Annotated in this window: 9 protein-coding genes; 7 read left to right on the top strand and 2 right to left on the bottom strand. The window is 75.9% G+C overall.

What is annotated here, in order from left to right:
• On the bottom strand, positions 1-1,319 hold a 1,319-nt coding region (locus ACH4EB_RS21245; RefSeq protein WP_398349083.1), incomplete at its 3' end, for a serine/threonine-protein kinase.
• 477 nt (positions 1,320-1,796) lie between these two features.
• On the opposite strand from ACH4EB_RS21245, the gene ACH4EB_RS21250 reads away from it, so the two are divergent.
• The 5 genes from ACH4EB_RS21250 (at position 1,797) to ACH4EB_RS21270 (ending at position 10,620) form a co-directional block, all read left to right on the top strand.
• Positions 1,797-5,243, top strand: a complete 3,447-nt coding sequence (locus ACH4EB_RS21250) for an FtsK/SpoIIIE domain-containing protein (RefSeq protein ID WP_398349084.1) — start codon at positions 1,797-1,799, stop codon at positions 5,241-5,243.
• Between the two features lie 350 nt (positions 5,244-5,593).
• Positions 5,594-7,036: an ABC transporter substrate-binding protein gene (locus ACH4EB_RS21255; RefSeq protein ID WP_398349085.1), complete on the top strand. Its 1,443-nt coding sequence runs from the start codon at positions 5,594-5,596 to the stop codon at positions 7,034-7,036.
• Positions 7,037-7,135: 99 nt separating this feature from the next.
• Positions 7,136-8,488 (top strand): carbohydrate ABC transporter permease, encoded by a 1,353-nt coding sequence (locus tag ACH4EB_RS21260; RefSeq protein ID WP_398349086.1) that lies wholly within the window; start codon positions 7,136-7,138, stop codon positions 8,486-8,488.
• Positions 8,485-9,366: a carbohydrate ABC transporter permease gene (locus tag ACH4EB_RS21265; protein WP_398349087.1), complete on the top strand. Its 882-nt coding sequence runs from the start codon at positions 8,485-8,487 to the stop codon at positions 9,364-9,366. Before ACH4EB_RS21260 ends, ACH4EB_RS21265 begins: the two co-directional genes overlap by 4 nt.
• Positions 9,367-9,642: 276 nt before the next feature.
• Positions 9,643-10,620, top strand: coding sequence for a class I SAM-dependent methyltransferase (locus tag ACH4EB_RS21270; RefSeq protein WP_398349089.1), 978 nt, complete (start codon positions 9,643-9,645; stop codon positions 10,618-10,620).
• A 37-nt stretch (positions 10,621-10,657) separates the two neighbouring features.
• Here ACH4EB_RS21270 and ACH4EB_RS21275 read toward each other — a convergent pair whose 3' ends face one another.
• Positions 10,658-12,970 (bottom strand): CDP-glycerol glycerophosphotransferase family protein, encoded by a 2,313-nt coding sequence (locus ACH4EB_RS21275; RefSeq protein WP_398349090.1) that lies wholly within the window; start codon positions 12,968-12,970, stop codon positions 10,658-10,660.
• A 324-nt stretch (positions 12,971-13,294) separates the two neighbouring features.
• Here ACH4EB_RS21275 and ACH4EB_RS21280 point away from each other — a divergent pair, with 324 nt between their 5' ends.
• A complete protein-coding gene (locus ACH4EB_RS21280) occupies positions 13,295-14,944 on the top strand; it encodes a glycosyltransferase family 2 protein (protein ID WP_398349139.1) in 1,650 nt (549 codons plus the stop codon).
• Between the two features lie 165 nt (positions 14,945-15,109).
• Complete coding sequence (gene galE, locus ACH4EB_RS21285) at positions 15,110-16,087, top strand: UDP-glucose 4-epimerase GalE (RefSeq protein WP_398349091.1); 978 nt, start codon at positions 15,110-15,112, stop codon at positions 16,085-16,087.
• Positions 16,088-16,121: the final 34 nt, after the last annotated feature.

The raw sequence follows: 16,121 nt of genomic DNA on the forward strand, positions 1-16,121 counted from the left end.
GGCCGCCGGCGCAGCGGGTCCTGGCCGGGGTCCAGGTACTGCGTCTGCTCGTTGCGGTCCCGGGCGGCCCGCATCTGGGACTCCCACGGATGCGGCTCGTCCGGCCGGCCACCGGGCGGGCCCGGCGGTACGGGAGGCATCGCGCGCGTCGGGTCGGGGGCGCCCGGGCCGTACCCCTGGCCGGCGTCCGGGTCCTGGCCGCCCGGGCCGGAGGAGAGCACCTGGGTGGGGTCGGCGTCCGGGCCGCCGGGCCCGCTCCGGCCGCCCTGGCCGTTGGTGGACGGCAGCACGCTGGTCGCCGCCGCCGGGTCGTACCCGCCACCGGTGGACGGCAGCACCTGGGTGGGGTCGGCGTCGCCCGAACCGCCGGTACCGGTGCCGGGCACCGTGGCGGGGGACGGGTCCGGCGCGAGCAGCGCGGCGACGCCGAGCGCGGCCTCGGCCTGCGCCGCGGTCGCGTGCACGCCGACGCCCGCGGCGACCGTGCGCAGCGCGCGGGCCAGGTTCTCGGCGCCGGGCCGCTCGCCCGGCTCCTTGCGCAGGCAGCGCTCGATGACCGTCCACAGCGGCTCGGGGACGGTGGACGGGCGGCGCGGCTCCTCGCTGAGGTGGCGGTGCAGCACTTCGAGGGCGCTGGCGCCGCCGAACGGCGGACGGCCGGTGACCAGCTCGTACAGCAGGATGCCGGCGCCGTAGACGTCCACGGCGGAGGTCTGCGGGCGGCCCTCGGCGGACTCCGGCGCCACATAGGCGGGGGTGCCGACGAATTCATGGGTGCGGGTCAGGCCGGGTGAGTCCGCCAGGCGCGCGATGCCGAAGTCGGTGAGCATCGGGTGCAGCTCGGCGGTGTCGCCCTCGCCGGAGCCGGCGAGCAGGACGTTGGCGGGCTTCAGGTCGCGGTGCACGACGCCGTCGGCGTGGCTGGCGGCCAGCGCGTCGGCGATCTGGGCGGTCAGCAGGGCCGCGGCGACGGGGCTGAAGGGGCCGTTGTCGCGCAGGTGGCGGTGCAGGTCGGGGCCGTCGACGAGGTCCATGACCAGGGCGAGCAGATCGCCCTCGACGACCAGGTCGCGGGTGCGCACGATGTTCGGGTGGGTGAGCCGCAGCAGGACCGAGCGCTCCCGCAGGAAGCGCATGACGACGTCCGGGTCGTGCGCCAGCTCCTCCTTGAGGACCTTGATCGCGACCGTCTCGCCGGGCTCCCCGGCCACGGCGGCCTCGGCTCCCGCCGTCTCCCTCTGACGGGCACGCCAGACGGTGCCCGTGGCGCCGCGTCCCAGCGGCTCCTCAAGCAGGTACTTGCTGCCTACCGGCCGCACGTGCGCTCCCTGGTCGTGATCGATCCTTGCCGGGCCGGTGGGTCGCTGCGGCCCGTCGCCCCACTGTAGTGCCGCCGTACGGGCCGTACGGCGGGACGATCGGGAGGGGCTCGGGGGAAAGACGCGCATTCGGGACAGATGGTTGCGGGCGGGCCGTGCCCGGTGTCCACGTCGGGCCGAACAGCGACCGCCGATGATCGAAAACCGGCCGTTCGCCGCACCCGATCAGACGCTTTTCCGCCCGGGGACGATCAATCAAGATCACTGAGTGATGGTCGACGGGCGTGTTGTCAGTGGCAGGTGCGAGGATGCACCCAGCACGGAAGCGGTGGGGGTGCGGGGCCTCCGTCGCGCGCGTGCGGCGCGGGAGCACGAGCCCCGCGCCTTGGGACTTGTACGTGCCGAGTGCCCGGGCGCGGCGGGGGAGGTCACGGGGCCCCCGTCGAACGGTCCGGGCGGAAGGGACCGTTGACGGCGATGCAGATCCGGCTGACCGTCCTCGGGCCGCGCAGCGGCCACCCCACGCGGGTCTGCGACGTCCTCGTCACGGCCCCCGCCGGGACGGCGCTCGCCACGGTCGCGAGCGGCCTCGCGGCCGCCGTGGCCGGGTCCGGCGCGGACCTCGGCGGCAGCGGCAGCAGCGGCAGCAGCGGCAAGAGCGGCAAGAGCGGTGCCGCCCCGAACGGCTCCGGCGGCCCCGTCGTGCTGTACGCGGGCGGCGAGCGGCTGGACCCGCAGCGCGCGGCGGTCGGCGAGCCCCCGCTGATCGACGGCGCGGTGCTCTCCCTCGGCGTCCCGGGCCCCGCCCCGGCGCACGGCCTGCCGCACGGCACGCCCCGGCTGCGGGTCGTCACCGGGCCCGACGCCGGCGGGGTGCACCTCCTGCACGGCGGCCAGGGCGGCGCGATCCGCGTCGGCCGCTCCGCGGAGGCGGACGTGCCCCTCGACGACCCGGACGTCTCCCGGCTGCACTGCGCGGTGACGGTCGAGCCGGACGGCTCGGTGCTCGTCGCCGACCTCCACTCCACCAACGGGACGGCCGTCGGCGGCGCCGAGGTCGGTGAGCGCCCGGTGCCGCTGCCGCCCGGCGCGCTGCTGCGCATCGGCGAGTCCGCGCTGCGCCTCCAGGCCGCGCCCGCCGAGCCCGACCCGGCCCTGGTGTGCGCTCCCGACGGCGAGGGCCGGCTGCGGGTCTCCCGGCAGGACGCCGCCCCGGGAACCGAGGGCACCGCGCGTCCCGGCGCTCCCACCGTCACCGGCGCCGGTGCCGTCCCCGGCATCGGCACCGTCCCCGGCGCGCGCTCCGCCGCGCACGACCAGGACGCCCGGCGGCCCGAGGTGCCGCACCAGCCCTCCCCCGCCGCGTCCCCGGCCCCCTTCCCCGCCGCCCAGGGCGGCACGGCTCCCGTCGCCGGTCCGTACACCCCGTCCCCGTACGGCGACCCGCGGCCGCGCGAGGAGCTGCCCGCCGCGTACGACAGCCCGGCGCGCCGCGGCACCCCGTTGCGCGGCACCCCGTATCCGGGCAGCCCCCAGGAGCACTACGACCCGTACGGCCCGGATGCCACCGGGCCGGAGCGGACCCATGGCGGCGGACAGGGCCCGGCCCCGGCCGAAGACCCGCAGGACGGCTCGCACGACGGCTCGCGCGCGGACTCCGGGGCGGCCCCCAGGGCCGCGCGCCGGGGCGGCATCGGGGCCTGGGCCCGTCGGCTGACCGGCGCCCGGCCCGCCGCCGAGCGCCCCGGTTCCGGCCCCGCCCCCGCGCCGACCGTCTGGGAGGAGCAGCAGCGGCAGTCGCAGGCGGCGGTGTCCGGAGCGGCGGACCGGACGTACGGTCCGGCCGGCCGACGGCTGAGCCCCGAGGCCGCGGACGAGCGGTGGCCCGACCCGGCGACGGTGCTGCTGACCGCGCTCGGCCCCGGCCCCCGGCTCTGGGAGCGCGGCCCCGACCACCCGGACGCGCTCACCGTCCGGCTCGGCACGGTCGCGCAGGACGGCGGCCGGACCGCCGCGCCGGTGACCGTGGAGCTGCGCAAGGCGGGCGCCCTGGGCCTCGCCGGGCCGCGCGCCCGGCTCGGCGGCCTCGCCCGCGCCACCGTCGCGCAGCTCGCCGCCCTGCACTCCCCCGCCACCCTCGAAATCGTGCTGATCAGCACGGACCGCGCGCGCTCCCCGGAGGAGCGGCTGGCCGACTGGTCCTGGCTCGGCTGGCTTCCCCAGGTGCGCCCGGCCCACGCCCAGGACTGCCGCCTGCTGCTCGCGTACGACAGGGAGCAGGCGACGGCCCGTACGGCCGAGCTGGCGCGCCGCCTCGACGACGGCCCGCTGGGCCCCCACTGGGCCGGTGCCGAGCGCTCCGCCGTCGCCTCCGCCGCCGCGCGCCACAACGGCCCGTACACCCTCCTGATCGTGGACGGTGACCCCGGTTCCCCGGCGCTGCGCGAGACGACGGCCCGGCTCGCGGCGAACGGCCCGGCGGCCGGCATCCATGTGCTCTGTCTGGCCGAGACGCCCGCCGCCACGCCGGCCTTCCCGCTCGCCGCGACGTACGAGGCCGCCCGTGCGGCGTCGCCCGCGTTCGGCGAGTGCGGCGCGGTCGCCGTGCTGAGCGGTGACGTCGCCACGGCCCTGCGCGTCGTCCAGCCCGGTACGGACCCGAACGGCACGGTCGCCGCCGTCGACGCGGTCTCCGGCGCCTGGGCCGAGCGGTTCGCGCGCGCCCTCGCGCCGCTGCGCGAATCCGAGACGGGCGGCGGCCTCGGCGGGCGCCCGGCGCGCAGCGCGGCCGTCCCGCTGCCGGACACCTCCCGTCTGCTGGACGAACTGGGCCTGGCGCGGGCCACCCCGGCCTCGCTGATGGCCCGCTGGGCCGCCGCCTCGGACCCCGGCCGGGCGGGCGCGGCCGCCGTGCTGGGCGCGGGCCCGCACGGGCCGCTCTGCGCCGACCTGGCCGCCGACGCCTGCCATCTGCTGGTGACCGGCGGGCCGGGCAGCGGCAAGACGGAGCTGCTGCGCTCGCTGGCCGCCTCGCTCGCCGCCGCCGACCGCCCGGACCTGCTCTCCCTCGTCCTGGTGGACGGCGCGGGCCCGGAGCGCGGCGAGGGCCTGCGGCTGTGCACGGACCTGCCGCACGTCACCACCCACCTGTCGGCCTCCGACCCGGTGCGGATGCGGCAGTTCGCGCAGGCGCTCAGCTCCGAGCTGAAGCGGCGTGCCGAGACCCTGGCCGGCACGGACTTCGCCGAGTGGCGGGCCGGGCACCTCCCGGCGCCGCGCACCCCGGCGCCCCGGCGCCCGGCCGAGGGCCCGGCCGGCTCGTCGGCCGCCGGGCAGGACTCCACCTCGACGGGGACCCTGCGGCTGCGGGCGCGCAGCGCTCCCGATGCCCGCCCCGAAGGGCGGGCGCCGATGCCCCGGCTGTTCGTGCTGGTCGACGACTTCGACGCGCTGGTCGCCCCGGCCCTCGGCAGTACGGGCCGTCCCGCGGCCGGTTCGGTGGTGCGCGCGCTGGAGGCGGTGGCGCGGGACGGTGCGGCGCTCGGCGTGCATCTGATAGCGGCCACCGGCCACCCGGACCGTACGGCCGACACGGCCACGGACCGCGCGGCCGGACTGCGCGTGGAGCTGGGCCCGGCGGCGGACGCGGCCGAGCCGGTGCCGCCGGGACGCGGGCGGCTGCACCGCGCGGCGGACGCCTGCGTCACCCCGTTCCAGGCCGGCCGGGTGACCGGGCGGATACCCCGTACGTCCACGCTCCGCCCCACCGTCGTACCACTGGAGTGGGAGCGGATGGGCGACCCGCCGGCCCGCCGTCCGCTGCGCGAGCTGGGCAACGGACCGACCGACCTGGCCCTGCTGGCGAGCGCCTTGCAGCGGGCCGCCCAGTCCTGCGGCGCGCCCGTCGCCCCGCCGCTGCTCTGATCCGGCATCCGACGGCCCGCCGCCGCTCCGGCCCGGACGCATCGGCGTCCGGCCCGCGGCAACCGGCGCCCGGCGCCCGGCGCCCGGCCCCACCCTGACCCGGCGCCGACGGCCGGTCCCGGCACCCGGCTCCGGTACCCGGCCGCCGTACGGGCGGCTGCGGCGCGCCGTACGCGACGCGGCCGCGAGGTGTACGCGAGGGGTAACGGGCCGGTCACGAAAGGCCAGTTGAGGCGGGAGGCGGTATTGCGGGGCCGGTGATCCGGGCGTAGGACTGTGCGCGGCGGACCGTCGCACGGCGCGGACCGCCACACGGCGCTCAGTGCACCGCACGGGAGGGGCTTACGGGGATGGGCACTTCACGCACACGGCGCGCCGCCGCGCGCACCGCGACGACCGGCCGTACGGCGGGTGGCACGGCGGGTGGCACGGCGGCCGCCCGCCCCCGCGCCGCAACCACCCGCGCCGCGCTGGCCCTTGCCGCCGTGGGCGCCCTGACGCTCAGCGCCTGCGGCGGCAACGACGACGACGGCGACAAGAGCGAGGGCGGCGGCAAGGGCAGTGGCGGTGTCACCGTCCAGCTCCCCAAGCTGAGCGGCCACAAGCTCCAGGTGGCGGCGGTGTGGACCGGCCCGGAGCGGGCCAGCTTCCTGAAGGTGCTGGAGGAGTTCGAGAAGCGCACCGGCGCGACGGTCGACTACATCCCCAGCGGCGACGACATGGCCGGGTTCATCGGCTCGAAGGTGGCCGGCGGCGGGCAGCCGGACGTGGCGTTCCCGCCGCAGGTGGGCGTGTTGCGGGAGTTCGCGCGCAAGGGCTGGCTCAAACCGCTGGGGGCCGCCGCCAAGGAGCAGCTCGCCAAGAACTTCTCCGCGGGCTGGCGGGAGCTGGGGGCCTACCGGGGCACCGAGTACGGCGTGTACTACAAGGCCAGCAACAAGTCGCTGATCTGGTACAACACCAAGGCGTTCGAGAACGCCGGGGTGGGCGAGCCGAAGACCTGGGCGGACTTCCTCAAGACCGCGCAGACGGTCTCCGACTCCGGGGTGGAGCCGGTGTCGGTGGGCGGTGCGGACGGCTGGACACTGACCGACTGGTTCGAGAACGTCTACCTCTCCCAGGCCGGTCCGCAGAAGTACGACCAACTGGCCCAGCACAAGATCAAGTGGACCGACCCGTCCGTCAAGGACGCGCTGACCGCGCTCGGCCAGCTCTTCGGCAAGCCGGGCCTGCTGTCGGGCGGCAACAGCGGCGCGCTGCAGACCCAGTTCCCCACCTCGGTCACCCAGACCTTCAGCGGCGACCAGCCGAAGGCCGCCATGGTCTCCTCCGCCGACTACGCCGCCACCAACATCGCGCAGACCAAGTCCGAGGTCGGCAAGGACGCCAAGGTCTTCCCGTTCCCCGCGGTGGGCGCCAAGTCGCCCGTGGTGACCGGCGGCGACGCGGCGGTGGCCCTGAAGGACACCAAGGGCGCACAGGCCCTGCTCACCTTCCTCGCCTCCACGGACGCCGCGAAGATCTGGGCGCAGGCCGGCGGGTTCATCTCCCCCAACAAGGAGCTGGACCGGGCCGCGTACGTCAACGACACGATGCGCGAGATCGCCGATGCCCTGATCAAGGCGGGCGACGACTTCCGCTTCGACATGTCGGACCAGGCCCCCGCGAGCTTCGGCGGCAAGCCCGGCCAGGGCGAGTGGAAGGACCTCCAGGACTTCCTGAAGAACCCGAAGAACGTGGCGGGCGTTCAGCAGAAACTGGAGCAGGACGCCGCCAAGGCGTTCGGGAACTGACCCGGAGCGTCCGTACGGCGGCGGGCCACGCCGGTCCGCCGCCGCGCAGCGCACCACGGTGCGCACCGCCGCTGACCGCATCGACCGGGGGACACCACCATGAACGCTGCGACCGCGGGCGGGCCGGCCGGCCCGGTCCGTCCGCGCACCGGCACGCTGCGCCGGGTCAAGAGTGTGGCGGGCACCCGCCCCTGGGTCGCCGCCGTCTTCCTGCTGCCCGCCTTCGTCCTGCTCGGGGCGCTGGTCGTCTATCCCATCGGCTTCTCCGTCTACCGGAGCCTGTTCGACGCGTCCGGCGACGGCTTCGTGGGCCTGGGCAACTACGGCGAGCTGTTCTCGGACGAGCGGATCCGCATCGCCCTGAAGAACAACGTCATCTGGGTCGTGGTGGCCCCCACCGTCGCCACCGCGCTCGGACTGATCTTCGCGGTGCTCACCGAGCGGGTCCGCTGGGGCACCGCCTTCAAGCTGGTCGTCTTCATGCCGATGGCGATCTCGATGCTGGCCGCGGGCATCATCTTCCGGCTGGTCTACGACCAGGACCCGGAGCGCGGCGTCGCCAACGCCGTGTGGGTCGGCGTCCACGACACCTTCGCTGAGCCCGCGCCGTACCCGGGCGCCAAGCCGCGGCCCAGCGCCGGACTGACGGCGTCCGGCGGCTCGTACACCACCGGCAAGCCGGTGCGCGCGGGCGATCCGGCGCATCTGCCGCTGGTCGCCGTGCAGCCCGGTGACCTGAAGGGCGCGCGCCCGGCGACCGCCGCGCGCCCGGAGCCCGGCCGGGTCACCGGCACCGTCTGGCTGGACTTCACCCGCGGGGGCGGCGGCACCCCGGGCATCATCGACCGCTCCGAGAGGGGGCTGCCCGGTCTGACGGTCGAGGCGGTCAAGGACGGCAGGACCGTGGCGAGCGCGACCACGGGCCCGGACGGGCGGTTCTCGCTGCCCGCCGCGGCGGACGGCGCCCTGCTGCGGCTGCCGGCCGCGAACTTCGCCGCCGCGTACAACGGCGCGAACTGGCTCGGCCCGGCCCTGGTGACCCCGGCCATCATCGGCGCGTACGTGTGGATGTGGGCCGGGTTCGCGATGGTGCTGATCGCGGCGGGCCTGGCCGGGATGCCGCGGGAGCTGCTGGAGGCGGCGCGGGTGGACGGCGCCAACGAGTGGCAGGTCTTCCGCCGGGTGACGGTGCCGCTGCTGGCGCCCGTTCTGATCGTCGTGCTGGTCACCCTCATGATCAACGTGCTGAAGATCTTCGACCTGGTCTACATCATCGCGCCGGGATCCAGCCTCAAGGACGCCAACGTGCTCGCGCTCCAGCTCTTCCAGTCGTCCTTCGGCACGGATGTGGACCAGGGCATCGGCAGCGCCATCGCGGTGTTCCTGCTGCTGCTCGTACTGCCGGTGATGTACGTCAATCTCCGGCGCCTACGGAAGGAGCGCGGGCGATGACGACCGCCGACGGTGTCGTACGGGCCAAGCAGTCGCTGCCCGCCCGGATCGCGGCCCGCACGGGCGGCGGCGCCCTGCGGGCCGGGCTGATCCTGATCGGGCTGTTCTGGCTGATGCCGACGGTCGGCCTGCTGGTGTCCTCGCTGCGCTCACCGCAGGACATCGGGGAGTCCGGCTGGTGGCAGGTCTTCGCCAAGCCCGCCGAACTCACCTGGTCCAGCTACGGCCATCTGCTGGAGAACGACAAGGTGATGGACTCGCTGCTGACCACCGCGCTGATCACGGTGCCGGCGACGGTGCTGGTGGTCGTCATCGGAGCGCTGGCCGGGTACGCGTTCGCCTGGATGGACTTCCCCGGCCGGGACGGGTGGTTCATGGTCGTCGTCGGGCTGCTGGTGGTCCCGGTGCAGGTCGCGCTCATCCCCGTCGCCAAGCTGTTCGGCGCGGTCGGGCTGTTCGAGACGACACCCGGTGTGATCCTCTTCCACACCGCCTTCGGGCTGCCCTTCGCGGTGTTCCTGCTGCGCAACTTCTTCGCCGAGATCCCGCGCGAGCTGCTGGAGGCGGCCCGGCTGGACGGCGCGAACGAACTGCGGCTGTTCACCCGGGTGGTGCTGCCGCTGGGCGGGCCCGCCATCGCCTCGCTGGGCATCTTCCAGTTCCTGTGGGTGTGGAACGACCTGCTGGTGGCGCTGATCTTCGCGGACAGCGGCAACCCGCCGATCACGGTCGCGCTCCAGCAGGAGGTACGGCAGTTCGGCAACAACATCGACGTGCTGGCGCCCGGCGCGTTCCTGTCGATGGTGGTCCCGCTGGTCGTCTTCTTCGCCTTCCAGCGGCAGTTCGTCTCCGGGGTGATGGCGGGCGCGGTGAAGTGAGCGCCGCCGGGCCCACGGGGAGACGGGGCCCGGGCGGGCACCGGGAGCGTCCGGGCGGGCGCCGGGAGCGTCCGCCCGGAGGTACGGGAACGGGCGCGACGGCGTAAGGGAACGCGGTGCCGTACGCCATCTGCCGTTCACGTTGCTCCCCCACGATGTCGGGCACGCCGACGGCGGTACGGCCGCCACCGCGCAAGCCGCCGCGCGCGCCGCACGGGCCCCGCCCTGCCCGCGGCCGGGCCCCGATCCCCTCGACCGTCTGGAGACGGACCGCACATGACTGCCCGCACCGCAGACCTCCGTGACGGACACCTCCCGCGCCCCGGGCAACTGTCCGACGTCAAAGGCTGGTTCTTCACCGCCGACCAGCTCCTCTTCGACTGGTTCCTGGCCCGCCAGCAGGAGCGGGCCGAGCCGGGCGACCTGCTCGAACTCGGCGCCTACCTGGGCAAGAGCGCCATCTTCCTGGGCGCCCGGCTGCGCCCGGGGGACCGCTTCACGGTCTGCGACCTGTTCGACTCCCCCGCCGGGGACGCGTCCAACTCCAAGGAGATGGCGAAGTCCTACGCCACGCTGACGCGCCGCGCCTTCGAGGCGAACTACCTGTCCTTCCACGACGAGCTGCCGGAGATCGTGCAGGGGCCCAGTGCGCGCGTGGCGGACCACGTCGCGCCGGGGAGCTGCCGCTTCGCACACATCGACGCCTCGCACCTGTACGAGCACGTGCACGGCGACATCGTCACGGTGCGCGACCTGCTCACGCCGCGGGGCATCGTCGTCCTCGACGACTTCCGCGCCGAGCACTGCCCCGGGGTGGCCGCCGCCACCTGGCAGGCGGTCACCGGCCTGGCGCTGCGCCCGGTCTGCATCACCCCGACCAAGTTCTACGGCACGTGGGGCGACCCCGCGCCCGTACAGGCCGCGCTGCTGGCGTGGCTGACCGGCCGCGAGGGGATGTGGCACGAGGTGCAGGAGGTGAACGGGGCGCCGCTGATACGGCTGAGCGCCAAGAACGCCAAGGAGCCCGCGCACCCCGTCTCCCGCCACCGTACGGAGACCGCGCAAAGCGACGCCCCGGCGACCGCCCGGCCCTCCGCCGCGGCCTCCGGCCCGCAGGCGGCCGCCCGCACCGCCGCGCCCCGCCCGGCCGCCCGACCGCGCCGCGGCCCGGCCCGTCGCCTCGCGGTGAACGTCCTGCCGCCGTTCATCACCAAGGCCGTCGTCGCCGCCCGCCGCCGCTCGGCGGCCCGCTGAGGCCCGTCCGGCCCATTGCGGTCCGGTCGGCCCGCCGTCACCCGGCGACCGCGCCGGGGCCCGTGAGGGTCCGCGCGCCACCGGCCTGCCGCTCCAGGGCCCGTTCGGCGGCGCGGGGCGACGGGGCGGTCCGGCGTTCGCCGGACGGGAGCAGGGGCAGCAGGTCGTCCTCGCCGAGGAGGACCCGGCGCACCACCCGCTCCGCGGCCAGCCCGTCGTCGTACTGGCAGAAGCGCTCCCGGAACGCGGCCCGCAGCGACGCCGCCGCCGGGCCGTCCCAGCGCCCGGAGTGGAAGGCCCCGGCGACGGCCGCCTCGTCCGGCGCGAGGACGCCCGGGGTGTCGCCGGGCCGCCCGGACAGCAGGTCGACGTAGACGCCGCGGGTGAGCCGGAAGGCGTCCCAGTCCGCGGTGTGCACGACGATCGGCCGGTCCAGGACGGCGTAGTCGAACAGCACCGAGGAGAAGTCGCACAGCAGCGCGTCGGCGGCCAGGCACAGGTCCTCGATGTGCGGGTGCCCGGAGACGTCCAGGACCGTGCCCTCCTCCTGGAGGGCGGCCGTCCGCGGGTCCGGTGCGCCCCGGTGCGGGCCGCTGTACGGGTGGGCGCGCACCAGGAGCTGGAAGCGAGGGCCGAGCGCCCCGGCGAGGCGGGCCACGTCCAGCGGCGGGGCGGCGTCCGCCGGGCCGCGGTGGGTGGGCGCGTACAGGACGGCGGTCGCGCCGGGCCGGACGCCGAGCGCGGCCCGCAGCGCGCGCACATCGGCCGCGGTGGCGGTGGCGTACCGGTCGTTGCGGGGGAAGCCGGTGGCGAGCGTCTGGTACGAGCTGGGGTAGGCGCGCTCCCAGATCTCGCTGGAGTGCTGGTTGGCGGAGAGGCAGTAGTCCCACTGGTCGGCGTGTTCCAGGACCCGGCCGGGGCCCGGCCCGGCCGGGGTGCCCGGGTAGCGGTGCGTGTCCAGGCCCGTGGCCTTCAGCGGGGTGCCCTGGTGGGTCTGGAGGCAGACCTGTCCCGGCCGCCCGGCCGCGCCCGGGAAGTCGCCGTCGGTGATCAGGTAGGTGGCGCGGGCCAGCACGTCCCAGTAGCGGCGTGAGCCGACGGTGACGTGGTCCGCACCCGCCGGGACGGCGTCCACCGCGTCCTCGTGGACCGCCCACACGCCGTGGAGCTGGGGCGCGATCTCGCGGGCCTTGCGGTCGACGGCGTACGGGTTGCCGGTCACCGCGCGGTTGCCGCGGGCGCCGTAGAGCACCAGGTCGGCGTCGAGCGGGGCGTGCAGCCGCAGGCCGTAGTAGCGCCGGAAGGCCGTGCGGGCGGCGGCCTCGCCGCGGTCCCGCAGCTCCCTGGCCAGCTCGCGCCGCAGGTCCTGGGCGCCGTGCAGCGACCGGTAGGCGCGGTACGAGCGCAGGGCGGCCGGCTGCGGCGCGCCCTCCGGGCGGTGCCGGCGGATGCAGCGGCTCGCGGCGCGGAAGAAGGCGGCGCGGTCCTCGGGCACGATGCGGTCGGGGTCGTCGAGGATCGCCAGCAGCCGGTCGGTCATCCGGGCGTGCAGGACGGTCAGCAGCGGCAGCCGGTCGTCTTCCGGGCCGCCCCGCTCCGCGCCTGCGTCCCGCTCGCCCGGCAGCAGGCCGTCGAGCCGGGCGAACAGCTCCTCGTAGCGCTCGACGGCGACGAAGTGGTGACGCCCCGGAGTGGTGGTGGCGCTGCCCCGCCGCCGCTCGCGCCAGGTGACGCAGACCCGGTCCAGCGCCGCGATGCGCCCGGCGGTCAGCAGGCTCCCGTACGCGTACGGGACGTCCTCGTACGGGCCGTCGGCGAAGGCGAGCCCCCGGCCGGTCCAGTGCTCGCGCCGCACCGCACGGTTCCACGCGGCGGGCTCGACGCCGAGTACGGCGGGGCGCCGCGCGGCGTCGAAGACCGCGTCGCCCGCCGCCTCCAGGAAGGCACCGTCGCCGCTGGGCCGCCGCCGCTCCCAGACGTCCATCCGTTCGTGGTCCCACAGCAGGACGTCGGGCTCGCCGCAGGCCCGCAGTCGTGCGTCGACGGCGGCCAGCGCGCCGGGGGCCAGGGTGTCGTCGCCGTCGAGGAAGAGCAGGTGGTCGCCCCCGGCGAGCGCGGCACCGGCGTTGCGGGACGGGCCCGCGCCGCTCGGGCGGCGCAGGTGCAGGGCGACGAGGCGCGGGTCGCGCCGCGCGTACTCGTCGATGATCGCGCCGGTGGCGTCCGCCGAGCAGTCGTCGACGGCGATCAGCTCCACGTCCCGGAAGGGCTGCTCCAGTACGGAGTCCAGGCAGGCGCGCAGGAAGCCCTGGACGCCGCGGGCGGGAACGATGACGCTGAACCGGGGCATGGCCATCCCAAGGTCGGGGCTCGCGGACCGATCACACGAGGGGAACGGACGCAGAGCGTAATCAGTCCGCTACGTACTGTCGATCGCGCCTGTCACCCGTTCGGCCCACGGCCGGTGACCCGCGGTCGCGGGGCGAGTTGTGCCGCACACCACGGAGGCCGGGGGCGGGGGCCCGCGCCCGGCCGCGGGGCGCGAGACGGCAAGATGGCCCGGAGCAGGGGCGCGCACGCAACCGGGCACCGGCTTCCGGCCTCCGTGCGGAGAGCGGGAAGCCCGGGCCCTCCGGCGCCGACCACACCGACACGAAATGTAGATGCAGTGACTGTGAATGAAGCCCCCGAGCCGCGGCCGGGGCCTGCCGTCACACCGTCCGCGCAGGTCAGCATCGTCGTCATCGCCTACAACGACGCCACGCTGGTCGGCGAGGCGGTGCGCTCCGCGCTGGCGCAGGGGGACGCGATCGCCGAGGTGATCGCGGTCGACGACGCCTCCACCGACCGCACGGCCCAGGTGCTGGACGCCCTCGCGCGCGAGCACGGGCGGCTGCGGGTGATCCACCGCGAGGACAACAGCGGCGGCTGCGGCACCCCCCGCAACGACGGGCTGCGGGCCGCCACCGGCCGCTTCGTGATGTTCCTGGACAGCGATGACGTCCTGCCCGACGGCGCCGTCGACGCCCTCCTGGCGGCCGCGCTGCGCCACGACACCCCGGTGACGGCCGGCCTGTGCGTACGCCGCGAGCTGCCGGGACCGCGCGAGGTGCCCTGGCAGCCCGGCCTCTACCGCGAAGCCGCCCTGCACGCGCCCGTCACCGACCACCCCGAACTGGTCGGCGACACCCTGTGCGTCAACAAGCTCTACGACCGGGCCTTCCTGCTCGACCACGGCATCCTCTTCCCCGACGGCCGCTTCACCTACGAGGACTTCGTCTTCACCTCCCGGGTGCTGGCCGCCGCCCCGCGCCTGGCGGTCGTCCCCGACGAGGTCTACGTCTGGCACGTACGGCGCGGCGCCGCCAAGCAGTCGATCTCGCTGGACCGCAAGGACGTCGCCAACTGGGAGTCCCGCATCGAGGCGCACCGCACCAGCGTGCGGATCCTGGCCGACGCCGGGCACAAGGGCCTCGCGCACGCGGCACGCACCAAGTTCCTCGACCACGACCTGCGGATGTACGTCCGCGAGCTGCACACCCGGGGCGCCGACTACCGGCAGGAGTGGTGGCGGCTGACCCGCGCGTACCTGGCCGGGTTCGAGGAGAGCGAGCTGCTCGCCGCCACCGCCCCGGCCCGCTGGCTCACCCGGGTGCTGCTCGCCTCCGAGGCGCCGGTGGACTCCGGCCGGCTCACCCAGCTCGCCGCCCGCCCCGGCCGGCTGCTTCCGCCGTACGCGCGCGACGGCGAGCGGCCCGTGTGGTCGCGCGAGCTGCCCGAGGCCGAACTCGACGGCCTGGACGCGCTGCCCGCGGGCGACCTGCCCGTCACCGTCGACGCCGAGCCGGTCCTCGGCACCCGCTCCCTGCTGCGGCTGCGCCTGCACGAGCTGTACGGGCGGGTGGCCGCCGCCGGGCCGGCCGGCATCGACGTGGAGCTGCGCCGCCGGGCGGACGGCCGCCCCGGGCCCGTGCACACCGCCACGCTCACCCCGGACCCGTCGGGGGACGGCTGGACGGCCGAGACGGCGCTCGACCTCAACGCCCTGATCACCCGCGGCGATCACGGCTCCGGCGCCCCCGTCCCGTGGGACCTGACCGCCCGGGTGCGCTGCGCGGACGGCTCCGTCCTGCACGCCGCGCTGCGGGCCACCGGCCCCGGGCTGCGGCGGCACGCGCTGCCCAGCGCCCGGCACGGCCTGCTGCTGGCGCAGCCATACGCGACCACCGGCGGCGCGCTGGCGCTGCGCATGGCGTCCGGTATGCGTACCGCGTGGCAGATCGCGGCCCGCAAACTGCGCCGTGGCGGCGGGCGCACTCGTTAGTCATGTCACAGCGGCCCGGCCGGCCGCGGCCGGGCCGGGCGCGACGGAGGCCGCGCGACGACCCCGGTCAGCGCGCCGGAGCCCGCCGTACGGCCCCCGGGGCGCCGTCCACCGGCGTCCGGACCTGCACCACCCGACGAGCAACGACCACCTTAGGATGGCGAGATGTCTTACCTGATCACGGGCGGCGCCGGCTACATCGGCGCCCACGTCGTACGAGCCATGACACAGGCGGGCGAGCGGGTCGTGGTGCTCGACGACCTCTCCACGGGCGTGGCCGCCCGGGTTCCCGAGGGCGTCCCGATGGTGGTGGGCTCCACCCTGGACCGCGAGCTGCTGGACCGGACCATCGCCGAGCACGGCGTCACCGGTGTCGTGCACCTCGCCGCGAAGAAGCAGGTCGGCGAGTCCGTCGAGCTGCCGCTGCACTACTACCGCGAGAACGTGTACGGCCTGCAGACACTGCTGGAGGCCATGGCGGCGGGCGGCGTCGGCCAGTTCGTCTTCTCGTCCTCCGCGGCCGTCTACGGCATGCCGGACGTGGACCTGGTCACCGAGGACACCCCCTGCGCGCCGATCAACCCGTACGGCGAGACCAAGCTCGTCGGCGAGTGGATGGCGCGCGCGGCGGGCAAGGCGCACGGCATCAACACCGCGTGCCTGCGCTACTTCAACGTGGCCGGCACCGCCACCCCCGAGCTGGCCGACATGGGCGTCTTCAACATCGTCCCGATGGTCTTCGAGAAGCTCACCGACGGCGCGTCCCCGCGGATCTTCGGCGACGACTACCCGACCCCGGACGGCACCTGCATCCGCGACTACATCCACGTCGCGGACCTCGCGGACGCCCACCTGGCCGCCGCGCGCAAGCTGGCCGAGCCGGGCCCGGTGCGCGACCTGACCCTGAACATCGGCCGCGGCGAGGGCGTATCCGTCAAGGAGATGGTCGACCTGATCACCGAGATCACCGGCCACACCGACGCCGTCGCCGAGGTCACCCCGCGCCGCCCCGGCGACCCGGCCCGGGTGGTCGCCGCCGCCGACCGCATCGCCGGTGAGCTGGGCTGGAAGGCCCGCCACGACGTGCGCGACATGATCACCTCCGCCTGGGAGGGCTGGCAGCACCACCGCGCCGGCGCCTGATCCGAGGCCGTTCCGTCCGCCCCCGGCCGTGCCG

The sequence above is a fragment of the Streptomyces sp. NPDC018045 genome (assembly GCF_044327445.1).
GTDB lineage: Bacteria > Actinomycetota > Actinomycetes > Streptomycetales > Streptomycetaceae > Streptomyces.